Genomic DNA, 24491 nt, shown 5'->3' with positions numbered 1-24491 from the left:
CTGCGGCCCCGAGCGGAGTGTGAGGGGTTTCCGGGAATCCGGGGTGGGGTGTGAGGACAGCCGGAATCCCCGCGCTGACCTGGCGATACGGCGGTCATACGGGCGTATACGGGAGGGTGGGGGCAGGGCGCGGGGCGGGGAGGGCGCGCCGGGGGGTGGTGCCGTAGGTCACGTCGCGGGGCCGCCGATCGCGTCGCGGGGCGCGCCAGGGCCGGGGTGGCGACGAAACATGACGGCCGGCGGACCGTCACTCGAGAGCGGGCATCGTCGGCACCCGGGCCGTCCTCAGGAAGGGCGGCGGGTTCGTCCGGACCGTCCTGCCGGCGGCTGTCGGGCTGCTGGGCTGTCGGTGATCAGGTGATCAGCCGACGCGGCTGCCCGTGAGGTGGGCGAAGACGACCACGTTCCCCTGATAGCCGGTCGCCTTCGAGTACCCGCCGCCGCAGGTGATGACCCGCAACTCCGGTCCCGGCGCCGCCCCGTACACCTTCTCGTCGGGGAAGTCCCGCGCGGCGTACACCTCCACCGCGTCCACCGTGAACACCGCGATCCCGCCGTCCCGCCGGTCCATCTCGATGATGGCGCCCCGCTTCAGCGCGCCGAGGCGGAAGAAGACGGCGGGACCGTCGGCGTTGTCCACGTGCCCGGCGACGATCGTGGTGCCCCGCTCACCCGGGGTGGTGCCGGCCTCGTACCAGCCCGCGAGATTCGCCTTCTCGGCCGGCGGGACGTCGAGGCTGCCGGTGGGCGTGAGGCCGAGCCCCATGAGCGGCGCGTCCACGCGGAGGGAGGGGATGCGGATGCGGTCGGGCGGGGACGGCGGCAGCGCGACGGCCGTCGGCTCGTCCCTCCCCGACGCGCTCGACGACCCGGAGGGGCTCGACGCGCTCGACGTTCCGGAGGTGCCGGACGTACCGGACGTGCCGCTGAGGTGGGCCTGCGCGGCCGACGGCTGCGGCGGCGCGTGTGACGCGGTGCCGCTGCGCAGCAACCACGCGCCGGAACAGAGGGCGACCGCGGTGATCCCGGCTATGACGGAGTTGGCGAGCCGACGCACAGAAACCACCTCTCGGACCGTACGGGACGTCCCCCCCCACGCATCGTTCACCCCTCCCCCTTTCCCTCTCCCTCCCCCTCTCCCTCTTCCCCTCTCTGATCTCTGCCCTTGTTCCTCCCCTTGTTCCTCCCCTCCGGGCCGAGGGGCGTCGGGCCCGGAGGGGAGGGGGACGGCGGTACTGGCGGACGGACGGCGGAGGGTGTCCGTCAGATCCCGTCGCCTCTCGCCCGGCGATGCAGGAGCCAGGTACCGCCCGCGGCGGCGACGGCCAGAGCCGCCACGCCCGCCGCGGTCTGCACGGGGTCGGGACCGAGTGCGCCACCGACCCCCGTCTTCACACTTCCCCTCGGATACGTCGGCTGCGCGGTCCGCGTGCCGGTGAGCGAGACCACCAGGTCACCGGTGACCCGACGGCCACTGCTCGCGCAGGTCGCGACGATCTCGTACGTCCCAGGCTGTGCGCTCGGCGGCACCTCGAACCGCCCGCCGAGTCCCTGCCGTCCGGCGTCGGGCGCGAGCGAGAAGGCGCCGGCGCCGACCGCGCTGGCGTCCCCCGCCGCCGTACCGTCCGCGCCGCAGGCCGCCGTACCGACGGTGACCTCGTCGCCGGGGACGACCCCGGTGGGGGACAGTTCGAGTCGCCCGGTGCCCTCACCGCCGTACGCGGGTGTGGTGGCCAGGGCCGCGAAGGCGACGGCGAGCGCGGTTGCGGTCAGCGGCCGGGCGGTACGTCGCATCGTGCTAGCTCCTCCGAGAGTCCTCCGTTCCCTTCCGAGATAAGTGGCACAGAGGCCCGAGCGCTTCCTGATGGGGCGTCAGAAATGATGTGAATGGGTGTCAGGGAGGCGGAGGAGGAAGGCGGAACGGGGAGTGTTTGGGCAGGTCATCGGGGTGAGGGTGGGGGTGGAGGAGAAGAGAACGCGATGGGGGGACGGCGGGGGTGTGAACGGGTGACCGCCCGGGGGTGGCGTGGTGGGGCTTGGGCGGTGCGGTGGCCGGCATGACCGGCGTGGCAGGCCGAAAGGCAGAGCGGGGCGCAGCCCCTGCTCTGCTTTTCAGGGGCGCGGGGAACGGCGCGACCAGCCACGACGCACCCGCACCCGCACCCGCACCCGCTGACGAGCCCTGCCCATGCGCGAGCCCTGCCCATGCGCGAGCCCCGCCCACCCGCGAACCCCGCCCACCCGAGCTCTCCCGCGACTACGCGAACAGGGGGGTCGAAGGGGCACCGCCCCTGGGGATGGGACGGGTAGGGGCGGCGGGGGCGAGAAAACGCTGCCGCCACCACCGCGATCTGGACGTCAGCAACCGCTCCCAGGCCCTCCAGGCCCAGGCACCTCCGGCGCCGGCTCCACAGGAACAGGCACCTCCGGCGCCGGCTCGACAACCTCCGGCGGAACGGGCGCCGGCTCTACGGGTATCTCCTCCACCGGCGGCACCTCCTCGGCAGGCGTCTCCTCCACAGGGGTGGGCTCGTCGGCCGCGGGAACCTCAGGCGCCGGTTCCTCGGCGTGCGGCTCGTCGGCCCCCGGTGTCTCAACCCCCGGCTCATCGACCTCCGGATAACCGTTGCCGGGCTCTTCCGCACCGGGCTGTTCAACACCCGGCTCTTCACCAACCGGCGCTTCAACACCCGGCTCTTCACCAGCCGGTGTCTCCGCCCCCGGCCCCGCCGGCCCCTCCGGCCCCCCGGCATCCGGCGGTTCCGGCGCGGTCGCCCCCGGCTCGTTCCCCTCCTCGCCGGTGCTGCCGTCCCCATCCCCCACCTCGCGCCCGGTACCGCCCTCATCCCCGCCACCCGTGGGCGCATCCGCATCCGTATCCGTATCCGGCGCGGTCCCGCCCCCCGGCGGCACGTCGTCGTCCGCCGGAACCCGAACCGTCGGCTCCGTCACGGCTCCGCCGCCATCCCCCGCCCGAACCACACCGGTGTCGCGGTCACCGAAGCCCGTCGAGGACGCATCCGTGCCGCCGGTACCGGAAGCCCTCTCCCCGGGCGAGACCACGGCGTCCGTGACCGCGTTCCGGCGCTCGGCGACGGCGGGGGAGGGGACCTCGGGCCGATGGGGCGCCGGGGCCTGGGCGAGCGGCACCCGCTGGGGCGGAACCGCCCCCGAGTCGAGAGGGCCGAGGACGACGCCGGCCACGACGGCGGCGGCCGCGGCGGCCGCACCGACGGCGGCGACCGTGGGGATCTTGGCCCCGCTCACCCCGCCCGCCGCCTGCCGTACCGCGTGCAGCAGTTGGCCACCACCGTGTCCACCCACCCCGCCCGCCCCGCCCAGCGCGGCGGCCGTACCGGCGGAGCCCGCCGTGAGGGAGAGCAGCAACTTGCCGGCGCCACCGCCCACGACGAACACCAGCAGTGCCGGACCGACGAGCGCGGGAAGCCGGTCGTTGGTGCGCATCAGGACCGAGAGCCGTGCCCGGCAGTCGTCGCAGGCGTCCACATGGCTGAGCAGTTGCTCCGACTGTCGCGAGGTCGCCGTACCTCGTACGTACGCCGGCATGCGCCCCCAGCGCACCTGGCACGCCGGATCGATCGGCGCCCCGGGCTGCTCGCGCAGGAAGGCCTGGCGCATCCCCTCGCGCGCCCGGTGCAGGAGCACCGCCGTCGCGCCCTGCTTGGCGCCGATGCGCTGCCCGACCGTCTCCAGTGGCTGGCCCTCCGCCTCGGCCAGCCACAGCGCCTGAACCCACCGATCGGGCAGCTGGCCCAGCACCCGCACCAGCAGATCGACGGCGGACACCTGTTCGGCCGGGTCGGCCGTATCGGCCAACCGGACGTCGGCCTCGACCCGCTCGGGGGCCGTCGGATCCAGTGGCGTCTCACGCGTGGCGGTGCCCACCGCCGCCGCGAGATGCCGCACCGTCGTCATCAGGTACGCGGGCACGTTGTCGATCTCGTGCCCTCCGGAGAGCCGCCGCCACACGCGGAAGTGCGCCTCGGCGACGAGATCCTCGGCGGTCCAGGAGTTCCTGGTGAGGGAACGCGCATAGGCGACGAGGCGCGGGTGCTGTTCCTCGTAGATCCGGGTGTACGCGGAGGTCGCGGACGCGGATGAGCCGTCGGTCATGGCGGGAACGCTCTCCAGTCGCCTGCTGATGGGACGAGTTGATTTTGTATGTGGCGATGACAAAAAACTCAAGTAATTACGCAAAGTGACATGCATCACAGCGGGTAACTGTGAAAGCGGCGTAATGCAGGGGGCCTTGGCGTGGTCGAGGGGTGTGTCGTCCGAAGAGACCCTGACGAGCACAGGAACCCGCGAACCCGCGAACACATGAACCCCCGGCATCCGAGCATCCGAAGAGCCTGAACCACATGAAGAAGTCGAAGCGCCCGAAGCAGCTGAAGCCCTCGAAGCGCCCGAGGTGTCCGAAGTGCGCGAAGTGTGCGAAGTATGCGAAGTACCTGAAGTGTCCGAACTGGAGATCGCTCATGCATCCCGCGCAGCCCGCCCGGCCCACGCCTCCCGGTCTCGAACAGCCCGCCCGCGCCCTCGTGATCACACCCGACTACGAGGAGATCGCGGTCCGCACCACCCTGCGTTACACCACCGAGGACCCCTTCGCCGTGCACATCGACTTCCCGCCCGGCTCCTCCGACGACGACGCGAACGTCACATGGACGTTCGCCCGCACGCTGCTGGCGGAGGGGCTGGTCACCCCGGCCGGGATCGGGGACGTGCACCTGTGGCCCTGCGGCCCGGCCCACACCGTCGTGGAACTCCGCTCGCCGCACGGCATGGCCATGATCCGCTTCGACGCGGCCACCCTCCGCCGCTTCCTGCACCGCTCGTACGCCGTCGTCGCGCTCGGCGGCGAGACCCTGGAGCCGGCGCTCGACGACGGACTGGCGTCCCTGCTGGGCGGGGTCTGACGCGCCCGCCCGGAGCGCCCGCTATGTTCGACCCGATCATCCGGATGTTCGGAGTTGGCATGCAGAAGACAGATGAACCGGCCGAAGGGGCGACGACGGCCGAGCCGAAACGGACGACAGCCCAGCCGAAACGGACGACAGCCCAGCCGGAACGGACGACGGCCGAGCCGGAACGGACGACGGCCGGGCCGGAGGGGACGACGACCGAGCCGGAAGGGGCTGCGGCCGGGCCGGAGGGGACGACGACCGAGCCGGAAGGTGCGGCGGAGCCGGAGACAGCCGACGACGCCCACGCCCACGACCACGGCCACCACTGGCCCCGTCACTGGCCCCTGCTGCTCCTCGGAGCGGCCGTCGTCCCCGGCGTCGTGCTGTTCGCCGTGGGGCGGTGGATGGAGGAGCCGGCGGTGCAGGCGTGGCGGACCGTCTGTCTCTCCATCACCGTGCAGGCGCTGCCGTTCCTGCTGCTCGGTACGGCCCTGTCGGGTGCCATCAGCGCGTTCGTACCGGCGCGGGTGTTCACCCGGGTGCTGCCCCGCAGGCCGTCGCTCGCGGTGCCGGTCGCCGGTGCCGCCGGGGTGATCCTGCCCGGCTGCGAGTGCGCGTCGGTGCCTGTCGCGCACAGCCTGATCCGCCGGGGGGTCGACCCGGCCGCCGCCTTCGCGTTCCTGCTGTCGGCGCCCGCCATCAACCCGATCGTCCTGACCGCCACGGCCATCGCCTTCCCCGGCAGCCCCGCCATGGTGCTGGCCCGGCTGCTCGCCTCCCTCGTCACGGCCGCCGCGATGGGCTGGCTGTGGCTCTGGCTGGGGCGCGCGGAGTGGCTCAAGCCGGTCGCGCGGCACACGGGACACCGGCCCGGGCAGAGCCGCTGGAACGAGTTCCGGACCGGTTTCCAGCACGACTTCCTGCACGCGGGCGGCTTCCTCGTCGTCGGTGCGATGGCCGCGGCCACCTTCAACGTGCTCGTCCCACGCACCGTCCTCGACACCTTCGCCGACTCGCCCTGGCTGTCGGTGCTGTTCCTCGCCGCGCTCGCCGTCCTTCTCTCGGTGTGCTCCGAGGCCGACGCCTTCGTCGCCGCGTCCCTCACCGGCTTCTCACCCACCGCGCGGTTGACGTTCATGGTGGTCGGACCCATGGTCGACCTGAAGCTGATCGCCCTGCAGACGGGCACTTTCGGGCGGGCCTTCGCGGTCCGCTTCTCCGCCGCGACGGTCGTCGTCGCGATCCTGTGCAGCGTCCTGATCGGAGCCGTACTGCTGTGAAAAGACCCCTGCAGGCGCTCCTTCTCCTCCTCAGCGGCCTCGGCCTCCTCCACGCCACCCTCCTCACCGACCACTACCTCAGATACGTCAAGGAGGGCATGCGCCCCCTCCTCATCGCCTCCGGCGTGCTGCTGCTGGTGCTGGGCGCGGCGGAGGCGTGGTCACTGTGGAGACCGCGCGGTACCGGCGAGCAGGAGAGCCACGACCACGGTCAGGGGCAGGATGACGGCCACGCCCACGGCCACGACCACTCCACCCCACCCCGAGTCGCCTGGCTCCTGCTCCTCCCCGCCCTGAGCCTGCTCTTCTATGCCCCGCCCGCCATCGGCGCGTACACCGCCTCCCGCGAGGCCCCCAAGGAGGTGACGATCACGGAGCAGGACGACTTCGACCCCCTCCCGACGACCTCCCCCCTCCCCATCACCCTCACCGACTTCACCCGCCGGGTGCAGCAGGACCGCGACCGGGCCATCGACGGCCGCACCGTCCGGATGACCGGCTTTGTCACCCCCGACGCGGAGGCCTCCGGCAAGGAGACCTCCGGCAAGGAGGGCGATGAGGGGGACGGTGACGGAAGCGCCGGCTGGTACCTGACCCGCGTCATGTTCAGCTGCTGTGCCGCCGACGCCCAGTTCGTGAAGGTACGCGTCCACGGCACCCCGCCCCCGCCCGCCGACACCTGGGTCACGCTCACCGGCACCTGGCACCCCAGCGGCACCCTCGGCACCAGTTCCGCCGAGGCGGCCATCGACGCCCGCACCGTCAAGAAGACCAGCCGCCCGTCCAACGGCTACACGGACGCCCTCCCGCTCCCCGCGTCCTGACCCATGGGAACGCCGACATGATGCCTTCCGGACCCGCTCCCACCGGCCGCGGCGAGAACGAGACGATCACGTACAGGTCAGGGATGCTCCAGGCCGTCCTGCCCGTCCTGCCCGTCCTGCTGGGGTTCCTGGGCGGCACGGCGCTTCTGTGCGCGGGCCTCGCCCTGACCGCCGACCCGATGGGACGCGACACGCTGCGGCAGTGCCTCTCGGGGGCGTTCACGGCGACCGTGGTCGTCGCGGTCCTGCGCCGTGGCGACGACGTGACCCTGACCGAGGACGCCCTCGTGGTGCGCGGCACCCGGCGTCGGCGGATCCCCTGGCCCGGCATCCGGCGCCTGGAGGTCCGGCGCATCCTCGGCGTACGCCGGATCACCGTCCACACCACGGACGGCCGTCGCGTCACGCTGCACACCCCGACGTCCTTCGTCGACGAGGGGTTCGACCTGAAGGTCGAGATCCTCACACAGTGGTGGCAGGCGCGGCGCCGAAGCGCGCACCCGTCACGCGCACCCCTCAGCGCACCCGTCTCGCGCCCACCCGTCACGCCCACCCCTCACGCATACTCCGCCAACACCTCTTCGACAGCCCGCCGCCCCACCTCGGCCAGCACGTGCCCCTTGTCGCGGTAGTAGTGCTCGGCGACGGTCCCGAAGCACAGGGCCCAGCCCCGCCCACGCGCCCAGGTCGCGTCGTCGACGTCGACGGTCTCGCGGAACGCGGTGCGGGAGTCGCCGGTGAACAGGGTCCAGGCCGGCAGCAGGTCGCAGGCGGGGTCGCCGACGCCCAGCCCGCCGAAGTCGATGACGGCGGTGAGGCGTCCGGCGGTGGTGAGGAGGTTGCCGGGCAGGAGGTCGGCGTGGACCCAGACGGGGGCTCCGGTCCACTGGGGGAGGCGGAGGGTCTCCTCCCAGACGGCGGTGGCGAGCGCCGCGTCCACCGTGCCCTTCGCACCCAGTCCACGGATCGCGTCCCGGACCTCGTCGTCGTTCTCCCTCACCGGGCCACCCCGGAAGGAGACCGGCCCACCCGTCGCGTCCACCTTCCGCAGCGCCGCCACGAATCGGCCCAACTCCTCGGCGGCGCACCCGAGATCGGCGACCGGCGCGTCGTACGCGTTCTCGCCCTGCAGCCAGCGCAGCACCGACCACGGCAGCCCGTACCCCTCCCCGGGCCGCCCCTTGCCGAGCGGCTCGGGTACGGCGAGCGGGAGACGCGGTGCCAGCAGCGGAAGCCAGCGGTGCTCCTTGGCGGCCTGGTGGGCACCGTCGGGCTTCCGGGGGAGCCGTACGACCATGTCGTCCCCCAGGCGGTACATGACGTTGTCCGTCCCGGCGGCGGGAGCGGGGGCGAGCGGCAGCGCCGCCCATGCGGGGAACTGCGCCGCGATCAGCCGTCGGACGAGCGCCTCGTCGATGTCGAACTCGTCGGCGTGCAGCTTCCCTTGGGACGACGACATGGATCTCCGTAATGTCCGTGGCCGGGGGTCAGCCGTGGAGCGTAGCCACGACCGCGTCCCCCGGCCACGGAATTAGGGTCGGAGCAGGCCTATATGACGGTCCATCAGCCCACTACCGCGACCGCGCTCCACGCCGCCGCCACCGCGTCGTACTCCGCGCTCCCCGACCCGTACAGGTCCCGCGCGGCGTTCAGGGTCGCGGTGCGCGCCCCCGCGTAGTTCGTGGACGAGGTCATGTAGACGGTCAGCGCCCGGTACCAGATCGCGCCCAGCTTCTCCTTGCCGATGCCGGTCACCGTCGAGCCGTCGCAGGTGGTGCTGGAGTGTTCGACGCCGCCGATGGTCCGGGTGCCGCTGCCCTCGGCGAGGAGGTACGCGAAGTGGTTGGCGACGCCCGAGGAGTAGTGGACGTCCAGGTTCCCCACCGACGAACTCCAGCAGTCCGCCGAGGAGCCGTCCCTGCTCGGCCGGTCCATGAACCTGAGCGCCGGTTCGCCGAAGCCGGAGCGGACGATCTTCTCGCCGACGAGCCAGTCGCCGGGGTCGGAGGCGTTGTCCGCGTAGAACTCGACCAGCGTGCCGAAGATGTCCGACGTGGCCTCGTTGAGGCCGCCCGGCTCGCCCGAGTACGTCAGGTCGGCCGTCGCGGAGGTGACCCCGTGGCTCATCTCGTGGCCGGCCACGTCCAGCGAGACGAGCGGGCCGAGCAGGTTCCCGTCACCGTCGCCGTACGTCATGCAGAAGCAACTGTCGTCCCAGAAGGCGTTGTTGTAGCCGTTGCCGTAGTGGACGCGGTTGTACGAGCCCCGGCCGTCGCCCGCGATGCCGTTCCGGCCGTGGACGTCCTTGTAGTAGTCCCAGGTGGTGTCGGTGCCGTACTGCGCGTCGACGGCCGCCGTGGCGCGGTCCGTGGTCGTGCCCGTCCCCCAGTGGTTGTCGGCGTCCGTGAAGAGGGTCGCGGGGGCGCGCCGGACGCAGATGCCGAGGAAGCAGAGGTCGGTCTGGTTCGCGGCGTCACCGGTGTAGGTGTTGCCGCGCGTGGGGTCCTTGAGCTGGTACGCCGACCCGGAGAGGGTCGTCTCCAACGGAACCGTGCCACCGTAGAGCGACCGGCCGTCGCCCGTCGCGCTCTCCAGCGCGTCCCAGGCACTGAGCTGCTTCCCCGTCGTGGCGTCGGTGACGACCGTACGGGCGACGGGGTTGCCGGCCTCGTCCTGGGCCAGCACATCCGTCTGCCAGGCCAGTTTCGGGGCGCCGTGCAGGGCGTCGACGACCAGCCGGGGCTTGGACGTCAGCTTGCGGAGCGTCTCGCCGACGTTCGCGGCGCGCAGCGCGGCGGCGGCGATGTCGGCGGCCCTGGGCGCCTTGACGGCGGGGGTGACGGTGGGGACGCTGATCTCGCGGTTCGTCGCCCGGCTCGCGCTCCGGTACTCGCCGCCGGGAGTGAGGTGGACGACGAAGTCGCCGCCCAGCACCGGGAGCCGGTGGTACGTGCGGTCGTAGCGGACGTGCTGCGCGCCGTCCGCGTCCACGATCACGTCTCGTACGGTGGTGTCCTGGGCGGAGCCGAGCCCCAGGCTCGTCGCGCGGTCCCGCAGGACGTCGGCGGCGTTGGCGATCGCCGTGTCGCGGGTCGGTCTGTCGGCGGCCCCCGCGGTGGGGGTGAGCGTCGCGGCCAGCAGCGCGGCGGCCGCGACGGCGGTGCCGGTGGTGACGAGGCGCGGGCGTCGGAGGTGCCGTATTCGGCTCATCTGTCTCCCAGGGACGGTGGCCGTTGGACTGACCACGGATGTCGTCAGATTTAAGTGGGCATGACAGGCGCCGTCCAGAGCGTCGGAGGTGGGATGTGTGAGGGGTGAGAATCGTTTCTGCAAAGGCCCGCGCACGCCATACTCAGCCGCGTCCGACACGGTTGGAGAGTTGGAGAGGAGAACGGTGCTCCCTTTCTTCGTCTACGGCACCCTCCGCCCCGGCGAGCCCAACCACGACCTCTTCCTGCGCGGCCGCACCCGCGCCGAGGAGCCGGCCCGGATGCGCGGTATGACCCTGTACGACGGCCCCGGGTACCCCTACGCGGTGGAGGAGATCGGCGGGGGAGGGGGCGACGTGAGCGGCGAACTCGTCACCGCGCGACCCGAGTCCTACGACGAACTCCTGTGCACCCTCGACGCGTTGGAGGAGTACGCGCCGGGCGACCCCGCGAACCTCTACGAGCGGGTGGAGCGTGCGGCCATCCTCGACGACGGCACGGCCGTACGGGCCTGGGTGTACGTCGCCGCCCCGGCCGTCGCCGCCGGGCTGCGGGCCAGGGGGAAGCTGATCGAGGGCGGGGACTGGCGCACGCGCGGCTGAGTCGTCCGTGGTGCGTACGTCGGCCGCGTGGGCGACCGCCCCGCGCCCCTTCAGGGCGCGGCCGGTGTCAGCCTCAGCAGCAGGACCGACGGGGCTTCGGGCAGACTCACCCGGAGCTCCGAACCGTTCCACTCGGCTCTGCCTGTCGTCGCGCCCGGGTGCAGAACCTCCACGCGTACGTCGCCGCCGCCCCCGCCCTCGCCGCCCTGGTCCGCCAAGTGCGTTAGCGCGAAGGACCGTTCGGTGTCGCCGCCCCGGCGCCAGAGCGTCACGTACATCGGGGCCGTGCCCGTGACCGGCGGTCTCAGCCCCAGCGCGATCCAGTCGTCGGTCCAGCCCGGGAGGCCGAGCGGCCAGCAGGGGAGGGCGGTGCGCAGGTCGGCCCGGACGGACTTGTAGACCGTCAACGCATCGCGTACCAATCCGCGTTGATGATCCGTCATGCGATCCAGATGGCCGGACAGATGGATGCGGCCGAGGAGCGCGGAACCGAGCGTGAAGGCGATCTCCGCGTCCGTGCAGGACGGTTGGGGATAGGCCCACACGGCGCCCTGTTCCGGGGGGACCGCGGTGGGGGCGGAGGCGGCGATGGGCGGGTAGCGCAGGGGGTCCTGCTGGTCGGAGGTGGACTGGAGCTGGGCCACGGCGAGGGAGGCGCCGTCCATGCGCATGCCGCCGGAGGCGCAGTTCTCGACGACGAGGCCGGGGTGGCGGTCCAGGACCGAGGACAGCCAGGACAGCCAGGCCCGGGAGTGGGCGAGATGGGCCGGCGCCGAGGTGGTGATGTTGTAGTCGAGTTTCAGGTAGCCGACGCCCCACTCGCCGACGATGCGGTCGACCGTCTCGTCGAGGTGGGCGCGGGCCGCCGGGTGGGTCAGGTCCAGCTGGTGGCGTCCCTGTTCGGTCACCCGGGTGCCGTCCTCGTGGCGGAGGAAGGCCTCGGCGGGCAGCGTGTCGGCGAGGGGACTGCGGACCCCGATGACCTCCGGCTCCAGCCACAGCCCCGGCACCATCCCGCGCTCCCGGATCCGGTCGAGCACGACCCGGATGCCCTCGACGCCCCCACCGGGACCACCGCCGGGGAACCGCCGCGCCGACGGCAGCCAGGCGCCGACACTGTCCCACCAGCCGCCGGGCGAATCGGCGTTCTCCACGCTGCCGTTCTCAGCGTTGCCGTTCTCCGCGTCCCCGTTCTCCGCGTCGCCGTTCGCGCCGCCTGCGCCGCTCTCCTCGTCGTCGTACCACCCCGCGTCGACGCAGAAGTACTCCGCGCCCACCTCCGCCGCCGCGTCGATCAGCGGCAGCAGCTTCTCGGTGGTCGGGTCGCCCATCAGGGTGTTCATGTAGTCGTTGAAGATCACCGGGAGCCGGGTGTGGTCCGGGTGTGGACGGCGTACGACCCGGCGGTAGGAGGTCAGGGCCGCCAGGGCGCCGTCGAAGCAGGTGCCGAGGGCGAGGGCGGCCCACTCGGTCGTGAACTCGGCCCCGGGCTCCAGGACTTCGCGCCACTGGTGCTCGTCGTGGGTCGGGCCGCCGAGCGCGAGGTAGGTCCGGCCCGCGGACGCGCCGGCCTCCCAGACCCAGCTGGACGCCGACTCGATCTGCCACAGCCAGCTGCGCCCGTCCGTACGGTGCTGGAGGGCGCCCATCGCGAGGTGCCCGTCGGTGGGCCAACTGCCGCGTCCGGCCAGGCGTGCGGCCGCGTGGCCGGTACCGCCGTGCACCTCGTGGTTGATGTCGGGCACGGAGTCCCGCAGCGGCTCGGCGTACCAACGGCACTCCGCGAGCCAGTCGTTGCGTGCCCGGAAGACGGACAGGTCGTCGGGGGAGGGGAGTCCGCCGAGGAGCAGACTGCCGACGGAGCGCACGGTGACGGTCTCGGTGCCGTCGTTGCGCAGCCGGACCCGGGAGCGCAGGACGGGGATGCCGTCCGGTGAGGCGTACTCGACGAAGGCGGTCAACCCGCTCGCCGGGTCGTGGAGTTCGAAGGTGAGCCGGTGCCAGCCCTCGCCGTCGGCGGACCCGGACCCGGAGAGGGACCCGGACCCGGACCCGGAGCCGGACCCGGACCCGGAGCCGGACCCGGACCCGGAGCCGGACCCGGAGAGGGACCCGAGCGTGGCGCCGTACGTGGAGTGGTGTGCCCGGTATCTCAGGCGGCCGCCGATCGCCGTGCCGGTGAAGCGGGGGCGCGCCCAGCCGGTGCCGTCGCCGAGCAGGACCAGGTCGACCAGGGGCAGCGAAGGGTCGGTCTTGGTCTCCTCCGGGCCGGGTTCGGGCTCACCGGGGTGACGGACGCGCAGCAGCCTGGGCGAGTCGCCGCTCAGGTCGAAGTCGGCGGTCAGCGCGGAGTGGCCCCAGCGGTACGCGAGGCTCCACGGGAACGAGTCGGTCCACTGGTGACGGTCGTGCTGCGGCATGCGATCCCCCCGGGTCTGCTGTGCTCCCAAGTGTTCACGGCGAGCTGTGCGTCCGCTGTCCCCATCCTCGGTGATGCGTCGGGATAACCACACGGGATCTACATACCGGAAAGCATGAATGTTCAAGCAGGAAGGGTATCGACGCCGTCGCCCTGAACGAGACCGTCCTGAGGACCGCCCGCGCCGAAGTCGACCGGTGCCTCGCCGAGTTCGCGGAACGCGACGGCGGCTCATTCGGCTCAGGACGGACATCGACTGATATCAACGGATATGGCTGGTGCAGCCGCGCGGCGCCGGGAGCCCGTCCTCGCCCCGACGCACGACACCCGGGCCCTTACTTGCCCACCGCCTCCACCCGCACCGCGCACGTCTTGAACTCCGGCATGCGGGAGGTGGGGTCGAGCGCGGGGTTGGTCAGGGTGTTGGCGCGGCCCTCGCCCGGCCAGTGGAACGGCATGAAGACCGTGTCGGGGCGGATGTTGGTCGTGATGCGGGCCGGGGCCACGGCCCGGCCCCGGCGGGAGACCACGGCCAGCGGGTCGCCCTCCGCCGCGCCGAGCCGCTCGGCCAGCCGGGGGTGCAGTTCCACGAACGGACCGGGCGCGGCGGCGTTCAGCTCGTCGACCCGCCGGGTCTGGGCGCCCGACTGGTACTGGGCGACCACCCGCCCGGTGGTGAGCAGCACCGGGTACTCGGCGTCCGGTTCCTCGGCCGCCGCCCGGTGCGAGACGGGCACGAACCGGGCGCGGCCGTCCTCCGTGGCGAACCGGTCGAGGAAGAGGCGCGGGGTGCCGGGGTGCACCTCGGTCGGCGGGACGGGGCGCGCCTCGGCGGCCGGGACGGGGCGGGCGTCGGCGGCCGGGGCGGGGTGCGCGTCGGCGGCCGGGACAGGGCGCGCGTCGGTGGCCGGGGCGGCCGGTGTCGGGCAGGGCCAGAACACCCCGTTCTCCTCCGCCAGCCGCCGGTAGGTGATCCCCGAGTAGTCGGCGGGCCCGCCCGCGCTCGCCCGGCGCAGCTCCTCGAAGACCTCCTCGGGGTCGGTCGCGAAGCCCTTCTCGACGCCCAGCCGGTCGGCGAGCTCGTGCATGATCTCCAGGTCGCTGCGGACGCCGTCGGGCGGGGTGATCGCCCGCCGCCGCAGCAGCACCCGGCCCTCCAGATTGGTCATGGTGCCGGTCTCCTCCGCCCACTGCGTCACCGGCAGGACGACGTCCGCGAGCGCCGCCGTCTCCGACAGCACGACGTCGCACACCGCGAGGAAGTCCAGCGACTTGATCCGCTCCTCGATGTGCGCGGCGCGCGGCGCCGACACCACCGGGTTGGAGGCCATCAGCAGCAGGGACTTGATGTCGCCGCCGAGCGCGTCGAGCAGTTCGTACGCGCTGCGGCCCGGTCCGGGCAGGCTGTCCGGGTCCACGCCCCAGACCTCGGCGACGTGCCGGCGGGCCTCGGGGTCGACCAGCTTGCGGTAGCCGGGCAGCTGGTCGGCCTTCTGGCCGTGTTCGCGACCGCCCTGCCCGTTGCCCTGCCCGGTGAGGCAGCCGTATCCGGACAGCGGCCGTCCGGCACGGCCCGTCGCCAGCGTGAGGTTGATCCACGCGCCGACCGTGTCCGTGCCCTTGGACTGCTGCTCGGGCCCGCGCGCGGTGAGCACCATCGCGTGCTCCGGCTCGCAGAACAGCCGTACCGCCTCGCGGAGTTCGGGAACGGACACCCCCGTGATCCGCTCCACGTACTCCGGCCAGTGCGCCATGGCCGCCGCCCGGGCCTCCTCCCATCCGCTGGTGCGCTCGCGGATGTACTCCTCGTCCGTCCGCCCCTCGGCCACGATCAGGTGCAACAGTCCGAGGGCCAGGGCGAGATCGGTGCCGGGACGCGGCGACAGATGCAGGTCGGCCTGTTCGGCCGTACGGGTGCGGCGCGGATCGATGACGATCAGCTTGCCGCCGTTGTCCTTCAGCTCGGTGAAATAGCGCAGAGCCGGCGGCATGGTCTCCGCGAGGTTGGACCCGACGAGGACGACACACCCGGTCTTCGGGATGTCCTCCAGCGGGAACGGCAGCCCCCGGTCCAGCCCGAACGCCTTGATCCCGGCGGCCGCCGCCGAGGACATGCAGAAACGGCCGTTGTAGTCGATCTGCGAGGTGCCGAGCACCACGCGGGCGAACTTGCCGAGGGCGTAGGCCTTCTCGTTCGTCAGCCCGCCGCCGCCGAACACGCCGCACGCGTCCGGGCCATGTTCCGTACGCGTGCGGGTGAGCCCCTCGGCGATCCGGTCGAGTGCCTCGTCCCAGGAGGCGGGTTCCAGGACGCCCGCCCTTCTGACCAAGGGACTGGTCAGCCTGACCCGGGACGAGAGCACCGCCGGCGCCGTACGGCCCTTGCCGCACAGCGCTCCCCGGTTCACCGGGAAGTCCGCGCGCTCCGTGACCACTACGACCCCTTCGGTCCCGTCCGCACCGGGCGTCAGGTTCATTCCGCACTGCAGGGCGCAGTACGGGCAGTGGGTGGGCGTCGCGGAGTTCGGCATACCGCCCAGCGTGCGTCGGGCGTGTTACGTGCCGGGACGCTCTCCGTTACGCGACCGGCACGGGGACCTCCCGGCGCGCCCGGGCCCGGCGTGAGGAGCCGGTTCCGGACCGGGGCGCGGGGCTCCTGAGCCATGGCGAACGGGAGTGCCGATGCCCCGATTCCGTCGCCGTAGGCGGGCTGCGCCATCGACCGGGGCACCTGGGGCACCGTCAACGGGAGGGGCCGGGCCCGCACGGCGACGGCCGCCCGGCCTGCGCCCGTCAGGCCCGCGTCAAGTACTAACCCGCCGACGCCAGCGCCTTCGCGACCCCCGTCTCCTCCGGCCCGAGGAAGTGGGGGTCCGGCTCGAACAGGGCGTCCAGGGAAGCCTTGCCCGCCGCGAACAGTTCCCGGGTGGCGCCGTAGTACCAGGTCCCGTCGTGGCGGTCCCGCACCCCGACGCCGTACGACTCGACGCCCGCCTCCTGGCAGAGCGCGACCGCCCGGCGTATGTGGAAGCCCTGGCTGATGAGCACCGCCCGGTCGACGCCGAAGATCTTCCTGGCGCGGACGCAGGAGTCCCAGGTGTCGAACCCGGCGTAGTCACTGACGATGCGGCCGTCGGGCACGCCGTGCTCGGTGAGATAGGCGCGCATCGCGTCCGGTTCGTCGTACTCCTCGCGGCTGTTGTCCCCGGTGACCAGCACCACCTTGATCCGGCCCGACCGGTACAGCTCGGCCGCCGCGTCCAGCCGGCGCGCGAGGTACGGGGACGGCTCGCCCTGCCACAGCCCCGCGCCGAAGACCATCGCGACCTCCGTACGCGGCACGTCGGCCGTGGTCCGCAGCCGGTCGTCGGCCGCGGTGAACATCCATGTGGCCGGCAACAGCGCCAGCGCGCACAGCAGCATCACCGCCTGCACGGCCCGCCGCCGCCCCGTCCGCGTACGCGGCAGCCGCATCACCCGCCCGAGACGCCTCACGGCCGCCCACCCCCGTTCGCCGGACCCCATATGTGTCCTGGTTGTTTCCGACGGGCCCGACAGCGCCCGCCTTTCCGACCAACGAAGACGTCATCCGCATCGATCCGGTTCACCGCCCAGCGTGACAAGCTTCACTCGGACGAGTCGAAACACCAGGTCATGGAGGTTCACACACCCGCACGGCGCACGGTGAACCGCCGGAAAACACCCGTCACCACCGTGCAACGGGGAGGCAACCTCCTCCCGGCACCATCGGTGCATGACGGCGACGACGAGCAAGTCGAACGCGGACCTCGACAGTACGGCGCACATCATGAACCTGATCAGTGACCAGCTGGCCTCCCAGCTCAGCCTCGTCTCCCGCGACGGGACCCGGCGCCCGGCCCCGCCCGCGCTGGTCCTCGTGGCACACGGCAGCCGCGACCCGCGCGCCCTGGCGACCGTGCGCACCCTCATGGAGCGTGTCCGTGAGCAGCGCCCCGGCCTCTCCGTGCAACTCGGCCACATCGAGCTGAACGAGCCCCTCCTCCCCGACACCCTCGCCGCCCTCGGCGACCGGGAGGCGGTCCTCGTCCCCCTCCTCCTCAGCCGCGGCTACCACGTCAAGCACGACATCCCCGAGATGGCCGAGGCCGCCGAGGCCCGCACCCGCCTCGCCGCCCCCCTCGGCCCGCACCCCCTCCTCGTGGAGGCCCTGCACACCCGCCTCGTCGAGGCCGGCTGGCGCACGAGGACGAGCGAGGCACACCGCCGCACGAGCGCCGTCGTCCTGGCCGCCGCGGGCTCCCGCGACCCCGAGGCCGCCGAGGACACCGGCCGCACGGCCCGGCTCCTCGCCGACCGCCTGGGCGTCCCGGTCGTCCCCGCCTACGCCTCCGCCGCCGCCCCCACCGTCGGCGAAGCCGTCCGCGCCCTCACCGCCCGAGGCCGTACCCGCATCGCCGTGGCCTCCTACTTCACCGCCCCCGGCCGCTTCGCCAGGGAGTGCGCGGAGGCGGCCCCCTGGATCGCCGCGACCCCCCTGGGCGCCCACCCGGCCATGGCGAAACTGATCCTGCACCGCTACGACCAGGCGTCGGCGACGCCCGGGACGACGGTGGAGCGAGCGCTGGCGTCGGCATAGGGGCCATGCGGTTCCCGGCCGGCGTCAGCGCCCGGTCGGGGGCGCGGGGCTGTACTTGACATGCGGCTCCGCCGCGATGGGAGTCCCTCCCGCTCGAACGAAGTCGAGAGCGGGGGAGCGACCAGCCACGAACAACCCGCACCCGGCGTCCATCCGTACCCGGAGTCCATCCGTACCCGGAGTCCATCCGTACCCGGCGTCCATCCGCACCCGGCGGACGATCAGGCGCACCCATTTGTCACCGCCTCCCCTTACTGTCGAGTCATGGAAGGCACCGCACCCCCCAGCTACGACCCCCTCTCCACCGAACGCTGGGCCCCCGAGCCCGACAAACGCCCGGGTCGCACAGCCTTCCAACGCGACCGCGCCCGCGTGCTCCACTCCTCGGCCCTGCGCAGACTCGCCGGAAAGACCCAAGTGGTCACGCCCGGCACCCGCACCCAGGCCTGGGACGCCAGCCCCCGTACCCGCCTGACCCACTCCCTGGAGTGCGCCCAGGTCGGCCGCGAACTGGGCGCGGCCCTCGGCTGCGATCCCGACCTCGTGGAGGCCGCCTGCCTCTCCCACGACCTCGGCCATCCCCCGTTCGGCCACAACGGCGAACAGGCACTCAACGCATTCGCCGAGGACTGCGGCGGCTTCGAGGGCAACGCGCAGTCCCTGCGCCTCCTGACGAGGATCGAGCCCAAACGCTTCGTACGGTCGGACACCACCGGCGACCTCGTGAGCGTCGGCCTCAACCTCACCCGCGCCGCCCTGGACGCCGCCACCAAGTACCCCTGGCCGCGCGGCGGCCACCCCACCGACCCGACGTCCTCCAAGTTCGGCGTCTACGACGACGACCGCCCGGTGTTCGACTGGGTCCGCAAGGACGCCCCCGGCACCAGCACGACCTTCGAGGCCCAGGTCATGGACTGGTCCGACGACGTGGCGTACTCCGTGCACGACGTCGAGGACGGCCTGCACGCCGGCCACATCGACCCCAACTGCCTGCACGCCGAGCCCGAACGGCAGGCGGTGTTCGAGGTGGCCCGCGGCCGGTACGTCCCCGCCGACACCGACCCGGCCGAACTCGCCGAGGCCCTCGACCGCCTCCTCGACCAGGAGTGGTGGCCCCACGGGTACGACGGAACGGCCGTCGCCCAGGCCCGGTTGAAGGACGCCACCAGCCAGCTCATCGGCCGCTTCTGCCTCGCCGCCGAGGCCGCCACCCGGCAGGCGTACGGCACCGGCCCCCTCACCCGGTACGCCGCCGAACTGGTCGTCCCGCGCGGGGCGCGTCTGGAGTGCGCGGTCCTCAAGGCCGTCGCCGACCGGTATGTGATGCAGCGGGCCGAGCAGGAGCGGCTCCGCGCCGACCAGCGGATCGTCGTCGCCGAACTGGCCGAGGCGCTCACCGCCCGCGCGCCGGAGGGACTCGAACCCCAGTTCCGCACGCTGTTCGACACGGCTCCGGACGACCGTGCCCGCAAGCGGGTGATCGTCGACCAGATCGCCTCCCTCACCGACCCCTCCGCCCGCTCGTTGCACGCGAGACTGACGGGGCGGACGTGACAGAGACGTGACCCTCCGTGGCCTGATCGGGTCACTACCTCTTCCCGCATCACGCTGTGTGCGGGACGCTCGCATGTGGACGCACCCTTAAGAGGAGGCATCAAGTGGTCGACGCGGATCAGACATTCGTCATCGTCGGAGGCGGTCTCGCCGGCGCGAAGGCGGCCGAGACGCTCCGAGCGGAGGGCTTCACCGGCCGCGTGATACTGATCTGCGACGAACGGGACCACCCCTACGAGCGTCCGCCGCTGTCCAAGGGCTATCTGCTCGGCAAGGAGGAGCGCGACAGCGTCTTCGTCCACGAGCCGTCCTGGTACGCGCGCAACGACATCGAGCTGCACCTCGGCCAGACCGTCGACGCGATCGACCGTACGGCCAAGACCGTCCGCTTCGGCGACGACGGCACCCTGGTCCACTACGACACCCTGCTGATCGCGACCGGCGCCGAGCCCCGCCGCCTGGACATCCCGGGCACCGACCTCGCGGGCGTCCACCATCTGCGCCGCCTCGCCCACGCCGAGCGCCTCAAGGGCGTCCTGGCCGCGCTCGGCCGCGACAACGGCCACCTCGTCATCGCGGGCGCCGGCTGGATCGGTCTGGAGGTGGCGGCCGCGGCCCGCGAGTACGGCGCGGAGGTGACCGTCGTCGAGCCCGAGCCGACGCCGCTGCACGGCGTGCTCGGCCCCGAACTGGGCAACCTCTTCGCCGAGGTGCACCGTGAGCACGGCGTCCGCTTCCACTTCGGCGCGAGGCTCACCGAGATCGTCGGCCAGGACGGGATGGTCCTCGCGGCCCGCACGGACACGGGGGAGGAGCACCCGGCGCACGACGTCCTCGCGGCCATCGGAGCGGCGCCGCGGGTCGGCCTCGCCGAAGCCGCCGGGCTGGAGCTGGCCGACCGGTCACAGGGCGGCGGCATCATGGTGAACGCCCGGCTCCGTACGTCCGACCCCTCCATCTACGCCGCCGGCGACGTCGTGTCCTTCCCGCACGCCCTCTTCGACACCCGGCTGCGGGTCGAGCACTGGGCCAACGCCCTCAACGGCGGGCCGACGGCCGCGCGGGCGATGCTCGGCAAGGACGTCACCTACGACCGGGTGCCCTACTTCTTCTCCGACCAGTACGACCTGGGGATGGAGTACTCGGGATGGGCGCCGCCCGGGTCGTACGACCAGGTGCTGATCCGGGGGGACGCCGGGAAGCGGGAGTTCATCGCGTTCTGGGTGAAGGAGGGGCGGGTGCTGGCCGGGATGAACGTGAACGTGTGGGATGTCACTGAGCCGATCCAGAAGCTGATCCGGTCCCGGGCGCGGGTCGATGTGGACGCGCTCTCGAATCCTCAGGTGCCTTTGGAGAGCTTGATCGCCTAAGGGGTTGCCGGGGTGGGGTCGCGGGCGACTGCGGGCCGTATGTGGCTGGTCGCGCAGTTCCCCGTGGCCCTTCGGGGCACAGGGATGTCAGAACGCCACCGTAGAATTCACGCGTGGCAGGACGGATCAATGACGAGGACGTGAAGGCGGTACGGGACGCGGTCCCGATCGACGCCGTGGTGTCCGAGTACCTCCAGCTGCGCAACGCGGGCGGTGGGAACCTCAAGGGACTCTGCCCGTTCCACGACGAGAAGTCGCCGTCGTTCCAGGTCAGCCCGAGCAAGGGACTCTTCCACTGCTTCGGCTGCCAGGAGGGCGGCGACACCATCACGTTCGTGATGAAGGTCGACCACCTGTCCTTCTCGGAGGCGGTCGAGCGGCTGGCCGGCCAGGCCGGCATCACCCTGCGCTACGAGGAGGGCGGGTACAACCCCTCCCACCAGCGCGGTGAGCGGATCCGCCTGGTCGAGGCGCACAAGATCGCCGCCGAGTGGTACGCGGAACAGCTCGCCACCAGCCCCGAGGCCGACACCGGCCGGATCTTCCTCGCCGAGCGCGGCTTCGACCAGGCCGCCGCCGTCCACTTCGGCGTCGGATACAGCCCCCAGGGCTGGGACCACCTCACCCGCTTCCTGCGCGGCAAGGGCTTCGCCGACAAGGAACTGCTCCTGTCCGGGCTGTCCCAGGAGGGCCGCCGCGGCCCCATCGACCGCTTCCGGGGCCGCCTGATGTGGCCCATCCGCGACATCGGCGGGGACGTGGTCGGCTTCGGCGCCCGCAAGCTCTACGAGGCGGACAACGGGCCCAAGTACCTCAACACCCCCGACACGGCGATCTACCGCAAGTCCCAGGTCCTGTACGGCATCGACCTCGCCAAGAAGGACATCGCCAAGGCCAGCCGGGCCGTCGTGGTCGAGGGCTACACGGACGTCATGGCCTGCCACCTCGCCGGGGTCACCACGGCCATCGCGACCTGCGGCACGGCCTTCGGCGGCGACCACATCAAGATCCTCCGCCGCCTGCTGATGGACAACGGCTCGGCCCGCGTGATCTTCACCTTCGACGGCGACGCGGCCGGCCAGAAGGCGGCCCTGCGCGCCTTCGAGGACGACCAGAAGTTCGCCGCCGAGACGTACATCGCGATCGCCCCGGACGGCATGGACCCGTGCGAGCTGCGCCTGGCGAAGGGGGACGAGGCGGTGGCCGAGCTGACCGAACCCCGCACCCCGCTCTTCGAGTTCGCCCTCCGCCAGATCGTCGCCCGCTACGACCTGGAGACGCCCGCCGGCCGGGCCGCCGCCCTCGACGAGGCGGCACCCGTCGTGGCCCGCATCAAGAACAGCGGCGCCCAGCACGAGGTGGCCGTGCAGCTCGCCGGCATGCTCGGCATCCTCGACACCCAGTTCGTCGTCAAGCGCGTCGCCCAGCTGGCCCGCTGGGCCCGCGACCGGGGCGGCCAGGGCCCCGCCCCGGCCGCACAGCGCCAGGCACAGTCCTACGAGTCCAACGGCCGGCCCCCCTCCGGCCCGGCCCTCACCCTGCGCAACCCGGTGTTCGCCACCGAGCGCGAACTCCTCAAACTCGCCCTCCAGCGGCCGGAGTTGGTCGCCCCCGCCTTCGACGCGTACGGCGTCGACGAGTTCACCGCCGACCAGTACGCCGCCGTCCGCGAGGCGATCATCGAGGCGGGCGGCGTCGAGTTCGGGGCCGAGGACCCCCAGGAGTATCTGGTCCGGGTCCGCGAGGCGGCACCGGACGACACGGTGCGGGCCATGGTGACCGAGCTGGCCGTCGAGGCGATCATGCGCAAGACGGTCGACGAGGTGTACGCGGGCGCGCAGTTGGTCACCGTGCGCCGCCGGGCCGTCGAACGCCGCGTGCGCGACGTCCAGGGCAGCCTGGCGAGGGCGACCGCCCAGGGCGACCCGGCCCAGCTGGCCGCCGTACAGAACGAGTTGTGGGTGCTCCAGCAGTACGACCAGGCGCTGCGGGAGAGGGGCGCGGAGGCGCTCTGACGCCCCGCCCGTCGGCGCCCCGGGCCTGAACGTCCCCGGCGCACATGCCAATCCCGCGCCGGAGCCACCCCGTTCCGTACGGCCTTCAAGCTGTTTCAGGGCCGCTCAGCGGCGCACTCGTACGGCACAGTAACCGTGAGGTCACCGGCCGGACGCAAAAAGTCACCGCACGCCCCTCGTGGCGGCTGTGTGTCGTACTCCACACTGGGTTCCGGTGCCTGAGTCCTCGGAGCGCGGCCGACCCGTCCCCCACGGGTCCGAGATCCCCGCGGTTCCGCTCGATGAGTACGGGATGGACGGCGGAGAGGCCGCCCGCGCCATCCCAGACGTACCGCTGCCGTACGCCCTGGCAGCGACATTCCTGGAGGTCGCCCCCGTGCAGACCCAGACCCTCGTACAGAACGACACCAGTACGGCCATCGGTACCGACGGCGCGGAGCCGGACGCGGAGACCGACGTCATCACCGCGGTGCCCGCCCAGAGCCGCGCCGCGCACCACCCCGAGGCGGCGCCGGACGGCCCGCCCGAGCTCGACGAACCACCGACCGCCGTGGTGGTGGAGGCCATAGAGACGGCCGAGCCCCCGGAGCCCGTGGAGCCGCCGCGCAGCCGCGCGGACACCGGCGGCCCCTCGTCCGACCTGTTCCGCCAGTACCTGCGCGAGATCGGCCGCATCCCGCTGCTCACGGCCGTGGAGGAAGTGGACCTGGCCCGCCGCGTCGAGGCCGGTCTCTTCGCCGAGGAGAAGCTCGGCAGCGCCTGCGACCTCGACACCCGGCTCGCCCTCGACCTCGACAAGCTGGTCGTCATGGGCCGCATGGCCAAGCGCCGCCTCATCGAGGCGAACCTACGGCTCGTCGTCTCCGTGGCGAAGCGTTACGTCGGCCGCGGCCTGACCATGCTGGACCTGGTCCAGGAAGGGAATCTGGGCCTCATCCGGGCCGTCGAGAAGTTCGACTACGCCCGCGGCTACAAGTTCTCGACCTACGCGACCTGGTGGATCCGCCAGGCCATGTCCCGCGCCCTCGCCGACCAGGCCCGCACGATCCGCGTCCCCGTCCACGTGGTCGAGCTGATCAACCGGGTCGTCCGCGTCCAGCGCCGCATGCTCCAGGAGCGGGGCTACGAGCCCACCCCGGAGGAAGTGGCCGCCCACCTCGACCTCGCCCCCGAACGCGTCAGCGAGGTCCTCCGCCTCGCCCAGGAACCGGTCTCGCTCCACGCCCCGGTCGGCGAGGAGGACGACGTGGCCCTCGGCGACCTCATCGAGGACGGCGACGCCGCGAGCCCCGTGGAATCGGCCGCGTTCCTGCTCCTGCGCGAACACCTGGAAGCGGTCCTCTCCACCCTCGGCGAACGCGAACGCAAGGTGGTCCAACTGCGCTACGGCCTGGCCGACGGCCGCCCCCGCACGCTGGAGGAGATAGGCCGCATCTTCGGCGTGACCCGCGAACGCATACGGCAGATCGAGTCCAAGACGCTCAACAAACTCAGGGACCACGCCTTCGCGGACCAACTGAGGGGCTACCTGGACTGAGGGGGTTTTGGTTGTCGGGTGCGGGTGCGGGTGCGGGTGCGTCGGGCCTGTGGCGGGCCTGGAAGAGCACGGGGCGCAGCCCTGCTTTTCCAGGGGCGCGGGGAACTGCGCGACCAGCCCCCACCGGACGGACGT

At 72.5% G+C, this 24491-nt stretch carries 18 protein-coding genes; 10 read left to right on the top strand and 8 right to left on the bottom strand.

Annotated features, from left to right (window positions below; translation table 11 throughout):
• Positions 1-361: 361 nt before the first annotated feature.
• The 3 genes from OG202_RS16625 to OG202_RS16615 form a co-directional block, all read right to left on the bottom strand.
• Complete coding sequence (locus tag OG202_RS16625; protein WP_328224682.1) at positions 362-1057, bottom strand: class F sortase; 696 nt, start codon at positions 1055-1057, stop codon at positions 362-364.
• A 206-nt stretch (positions 1058-1263) separates the two neighbouring features.
• Entirely contained in the window at positions 1264-1794 is a 531-nt protein-coding gene (locus OG202_RS16620; protein WP_328223017.1) for a hypothetical protein, read from the bottom strand.
• A 564-nt stretch (positions 1795-2358) separates the two neighbouring features.
• Positions 2359-4134, bottom strand: coding sequence for a sigma-70 family RNA polymerase sigma factor (locus OG202_RS16615; protein ID WP_328223016.1), 1776 nt, complete (start codon positions 4132-4134; stop codon positions 2359-2361).
• Positions 4135-4499: 365 nt separating this feature from the next.
• Here OG202_RS16615 and OG202_RS16610 point away from each other — a divergent pair, with 365 nt between their 5' ends.
• From OG202_RS16610 to OG202_RS16595, 4 genes are read left to right on the top strand one after another with little or no spacing between them, the layout of a single operon-like run.
• Positions 4500-4940, top strand: a complete 441-nt coding sequence (locus OG202_RS16610; protein WP_328223015.1) for an SsgA family sporulation/cell division regulator — start codon at positions 4500-4502, stop codon at positions 4938-4940.
• A 23-nt stretch (positions 4941-4963) separates the two neighbouring features.
• A complete protein-coding gene (locus tag OG202_RS16605; RefSeq protein ID WP_328223014.1) occupies positions 4964-6208 on the top strand; it encodes a permease in 1245 nt (414 codons plus the stop codon).
• Positions 6205-7032, top strand: a complete 828-nt coding sequence (locus OG202_RS16600) for a TIGR03943 family putative permease subunit (protein ID WP_328223013.1) — start codon at positions 6205-6207, stop codon at positions 7030-7032. Before OG202_RS16605 ends, OG202_RS16600 begins: the two co-directional genes overlap by 4 nt.
• Positions 7033-7049: 17 nt before the next feature.
• The gene (locus OG202_RS16595) at positions 7050-7664 is read left to right on the top strand and encodes a hypothetical protein (RefSeq protein ID WP_328223012.1); all 615 of its coding nucleotides are present in this window, start codon (positions 7050-7052) and stop codon (positions 7662-7664) included.
• Here the strand turns inward: OG202_RS16595 and OG202_RS16590 are convergent.
• Both OG202_RS16590 and OG202_RS16585 read right to left on the bottom strand, forming a co-directional pair.
• The gene (locus OG202_RS16590) at positions 7589-8491 is read right to left on the bottom strand and encodes an aminoglycoside phosphotransferase family protein (protein ID WP_328223011.1); all 903 of its coding nucleotides are present in this window, start codon (positions 8489-8491) and stop codon (positions 7589-7591) included. The two genes, OG202_RS16595 and OG202_RS16590, sit on opposite strands and share 76 nt — an antisense overlap.
• Positions 8492-8595: 104 nt before the next feature.
• A complete protein-coding gene (locus OG202_RS16585) occupies positions 8596-10242 on the bottom strand; it encodes a M4 family metallopeptidase (RefSeq protein ID WP_326582947.1) in 1647 nt (548 codons plus the stop codon).
• 184 nt (positions 10243-10426) lie between these two features.
• Here OG202_RS16585 and OG202_RS16580 point away from each other — a divergent pair, with 184 nt between their 5' ends.
• A complete protein-coding gene (locus tag OG202_RS16580; protein WP_326582948.1) occupies positions 10427-10843 on the top strand; it encodes a gamma-glutamylcyclotransferase family protein in 417 nt (138 codons plus the stop codon).
• A 50-nt stretch (positions 10844-10893) separates the two neighbouring features.
• On the opposite strand, the gene OG202_RS16575 is transcribed toward OG202_RS16580, so the two are convergent.
• The 3 genes from OG202_RS16575 to OG202_RS16565 all read right to left on the bottom strand — a co-directional run bounded on the left by OG202_RS16575 (position 10894) and on the right by OG202_RS16565 (position 16787).
• The gene (locus OG202_RS16575; RefSeq protein ID WP_328223010.1) at positions 10894-13263 is read right to left on the bottom strand and encodes a glycoside hydrolase family 36 protein; all 2370 of its coding nucleotides are present in this window, start codon (positions 13261-13263) and stop codon (positions 10894-10896) included.
• Between the two features lie 334 nt (positions 13264-13597).
• Complete coding sequence (locus OG202_RS16570) at positions 13598-15793, bottom strand: molybdopterin oxidoreductase family protein (RefSeq protein WP_328223009.1); 2196 nt, start codon at positions 15791-15793, stop codon at positions 13598-13600.
• 280 nt (positions 15794-16073) lie between these two features.
• Entirely contained in the window at positions 16074-16787 is a 714-nt protein-coding gene (locus OG202_RS16565) for a SanA/YdcF family protein (protein WP_405893855.1), read from the bottom strand.
• A 229-nt stretch (positions 16788-17016) separates the two neighbouring features.
• On the opposite strand from OG202_RS16565, the gene OG202_RS16560 reads away from it, so the two are divergent.
• The 5 genes from OG202_RS16560 to OG202_RS16540 all read left to right on the top strand — a co-directional run bounded on the left by OG202_RS16560 (position 17017) and on the right by OG202_RS16540 (position 24356).
• Positions 17017-17880, top strand: a complete 864-nt coding sequence (locus tag OG202_RS16560; RefSeq protein WP_327729804.1) for a sirohydrochlorin chelatase — start codon at positions 17017-17019, stop codon at positions 17878-17880.
• 264 nt (positions 17881-18144) lie between these two features.
• The gene (locus OG202_RS16555; protein WP_326582952.1) at positions 18145-19434 is read left to right on the top strand and encodes a deoxyguanosinetriphosphate triphosphohydrolase; all 1290 of its coding nucleotides are present in this window, start codon (positions 18145-18147) and stop codon (positions 19432-19434) included.
• 104 nt (positions 19435-19538) lie between these two features.
• Positions 19539-20804 (top strand): NAD(P)/FAD-dependent oxidoreductase, encoded by a 1266-nt coding sequence (locus tag OG202_RS16550; protein ID WP_326582953.1) that lies wholly within the window; start codon positions 19539-19541, stop codon positions 20802-20804.
• A gap of 113 nt (positions 20805-20917) precedes the next feature.
• A complete protein-coding gene (gene dnaG, locus OG202_RS16545; RefSeq protein WP_327729805.1) occupies positions 20918-22819 on the top strand; it encodes a DNA primase in 1902 nt (633 codons plus the stop codon).
• A gap of 214 nt (positions 22820-23033) precedes the next feature.
• The gene (locus tag OG202_RS16540) at positions 23034-24356 is read left to right on the top strand and encodes an RNA polymerase sigma factor (RefSeq protein WP_327729806.1); all 1323 of its coding nucleotides are present in this window, start codon (positions 23034-23036) and stop codon (positions 24354-24356) included.
• Positions 24357-24491 lie beyond the last annotated feature (135 nt).

This window comes from Streptomyces sp. NBC_00310 (assembly GCF_036208085.1).
In the GTDB taxonomy this organism is placed as follows: Bacteria; Actinomycetota; Actinomycetes; order Streptomycetales; family Streptomycetaceae; genus Streptomyces.
This window is presented reverse-complemented; position numbering and strand designations above follow the sequence as displayed.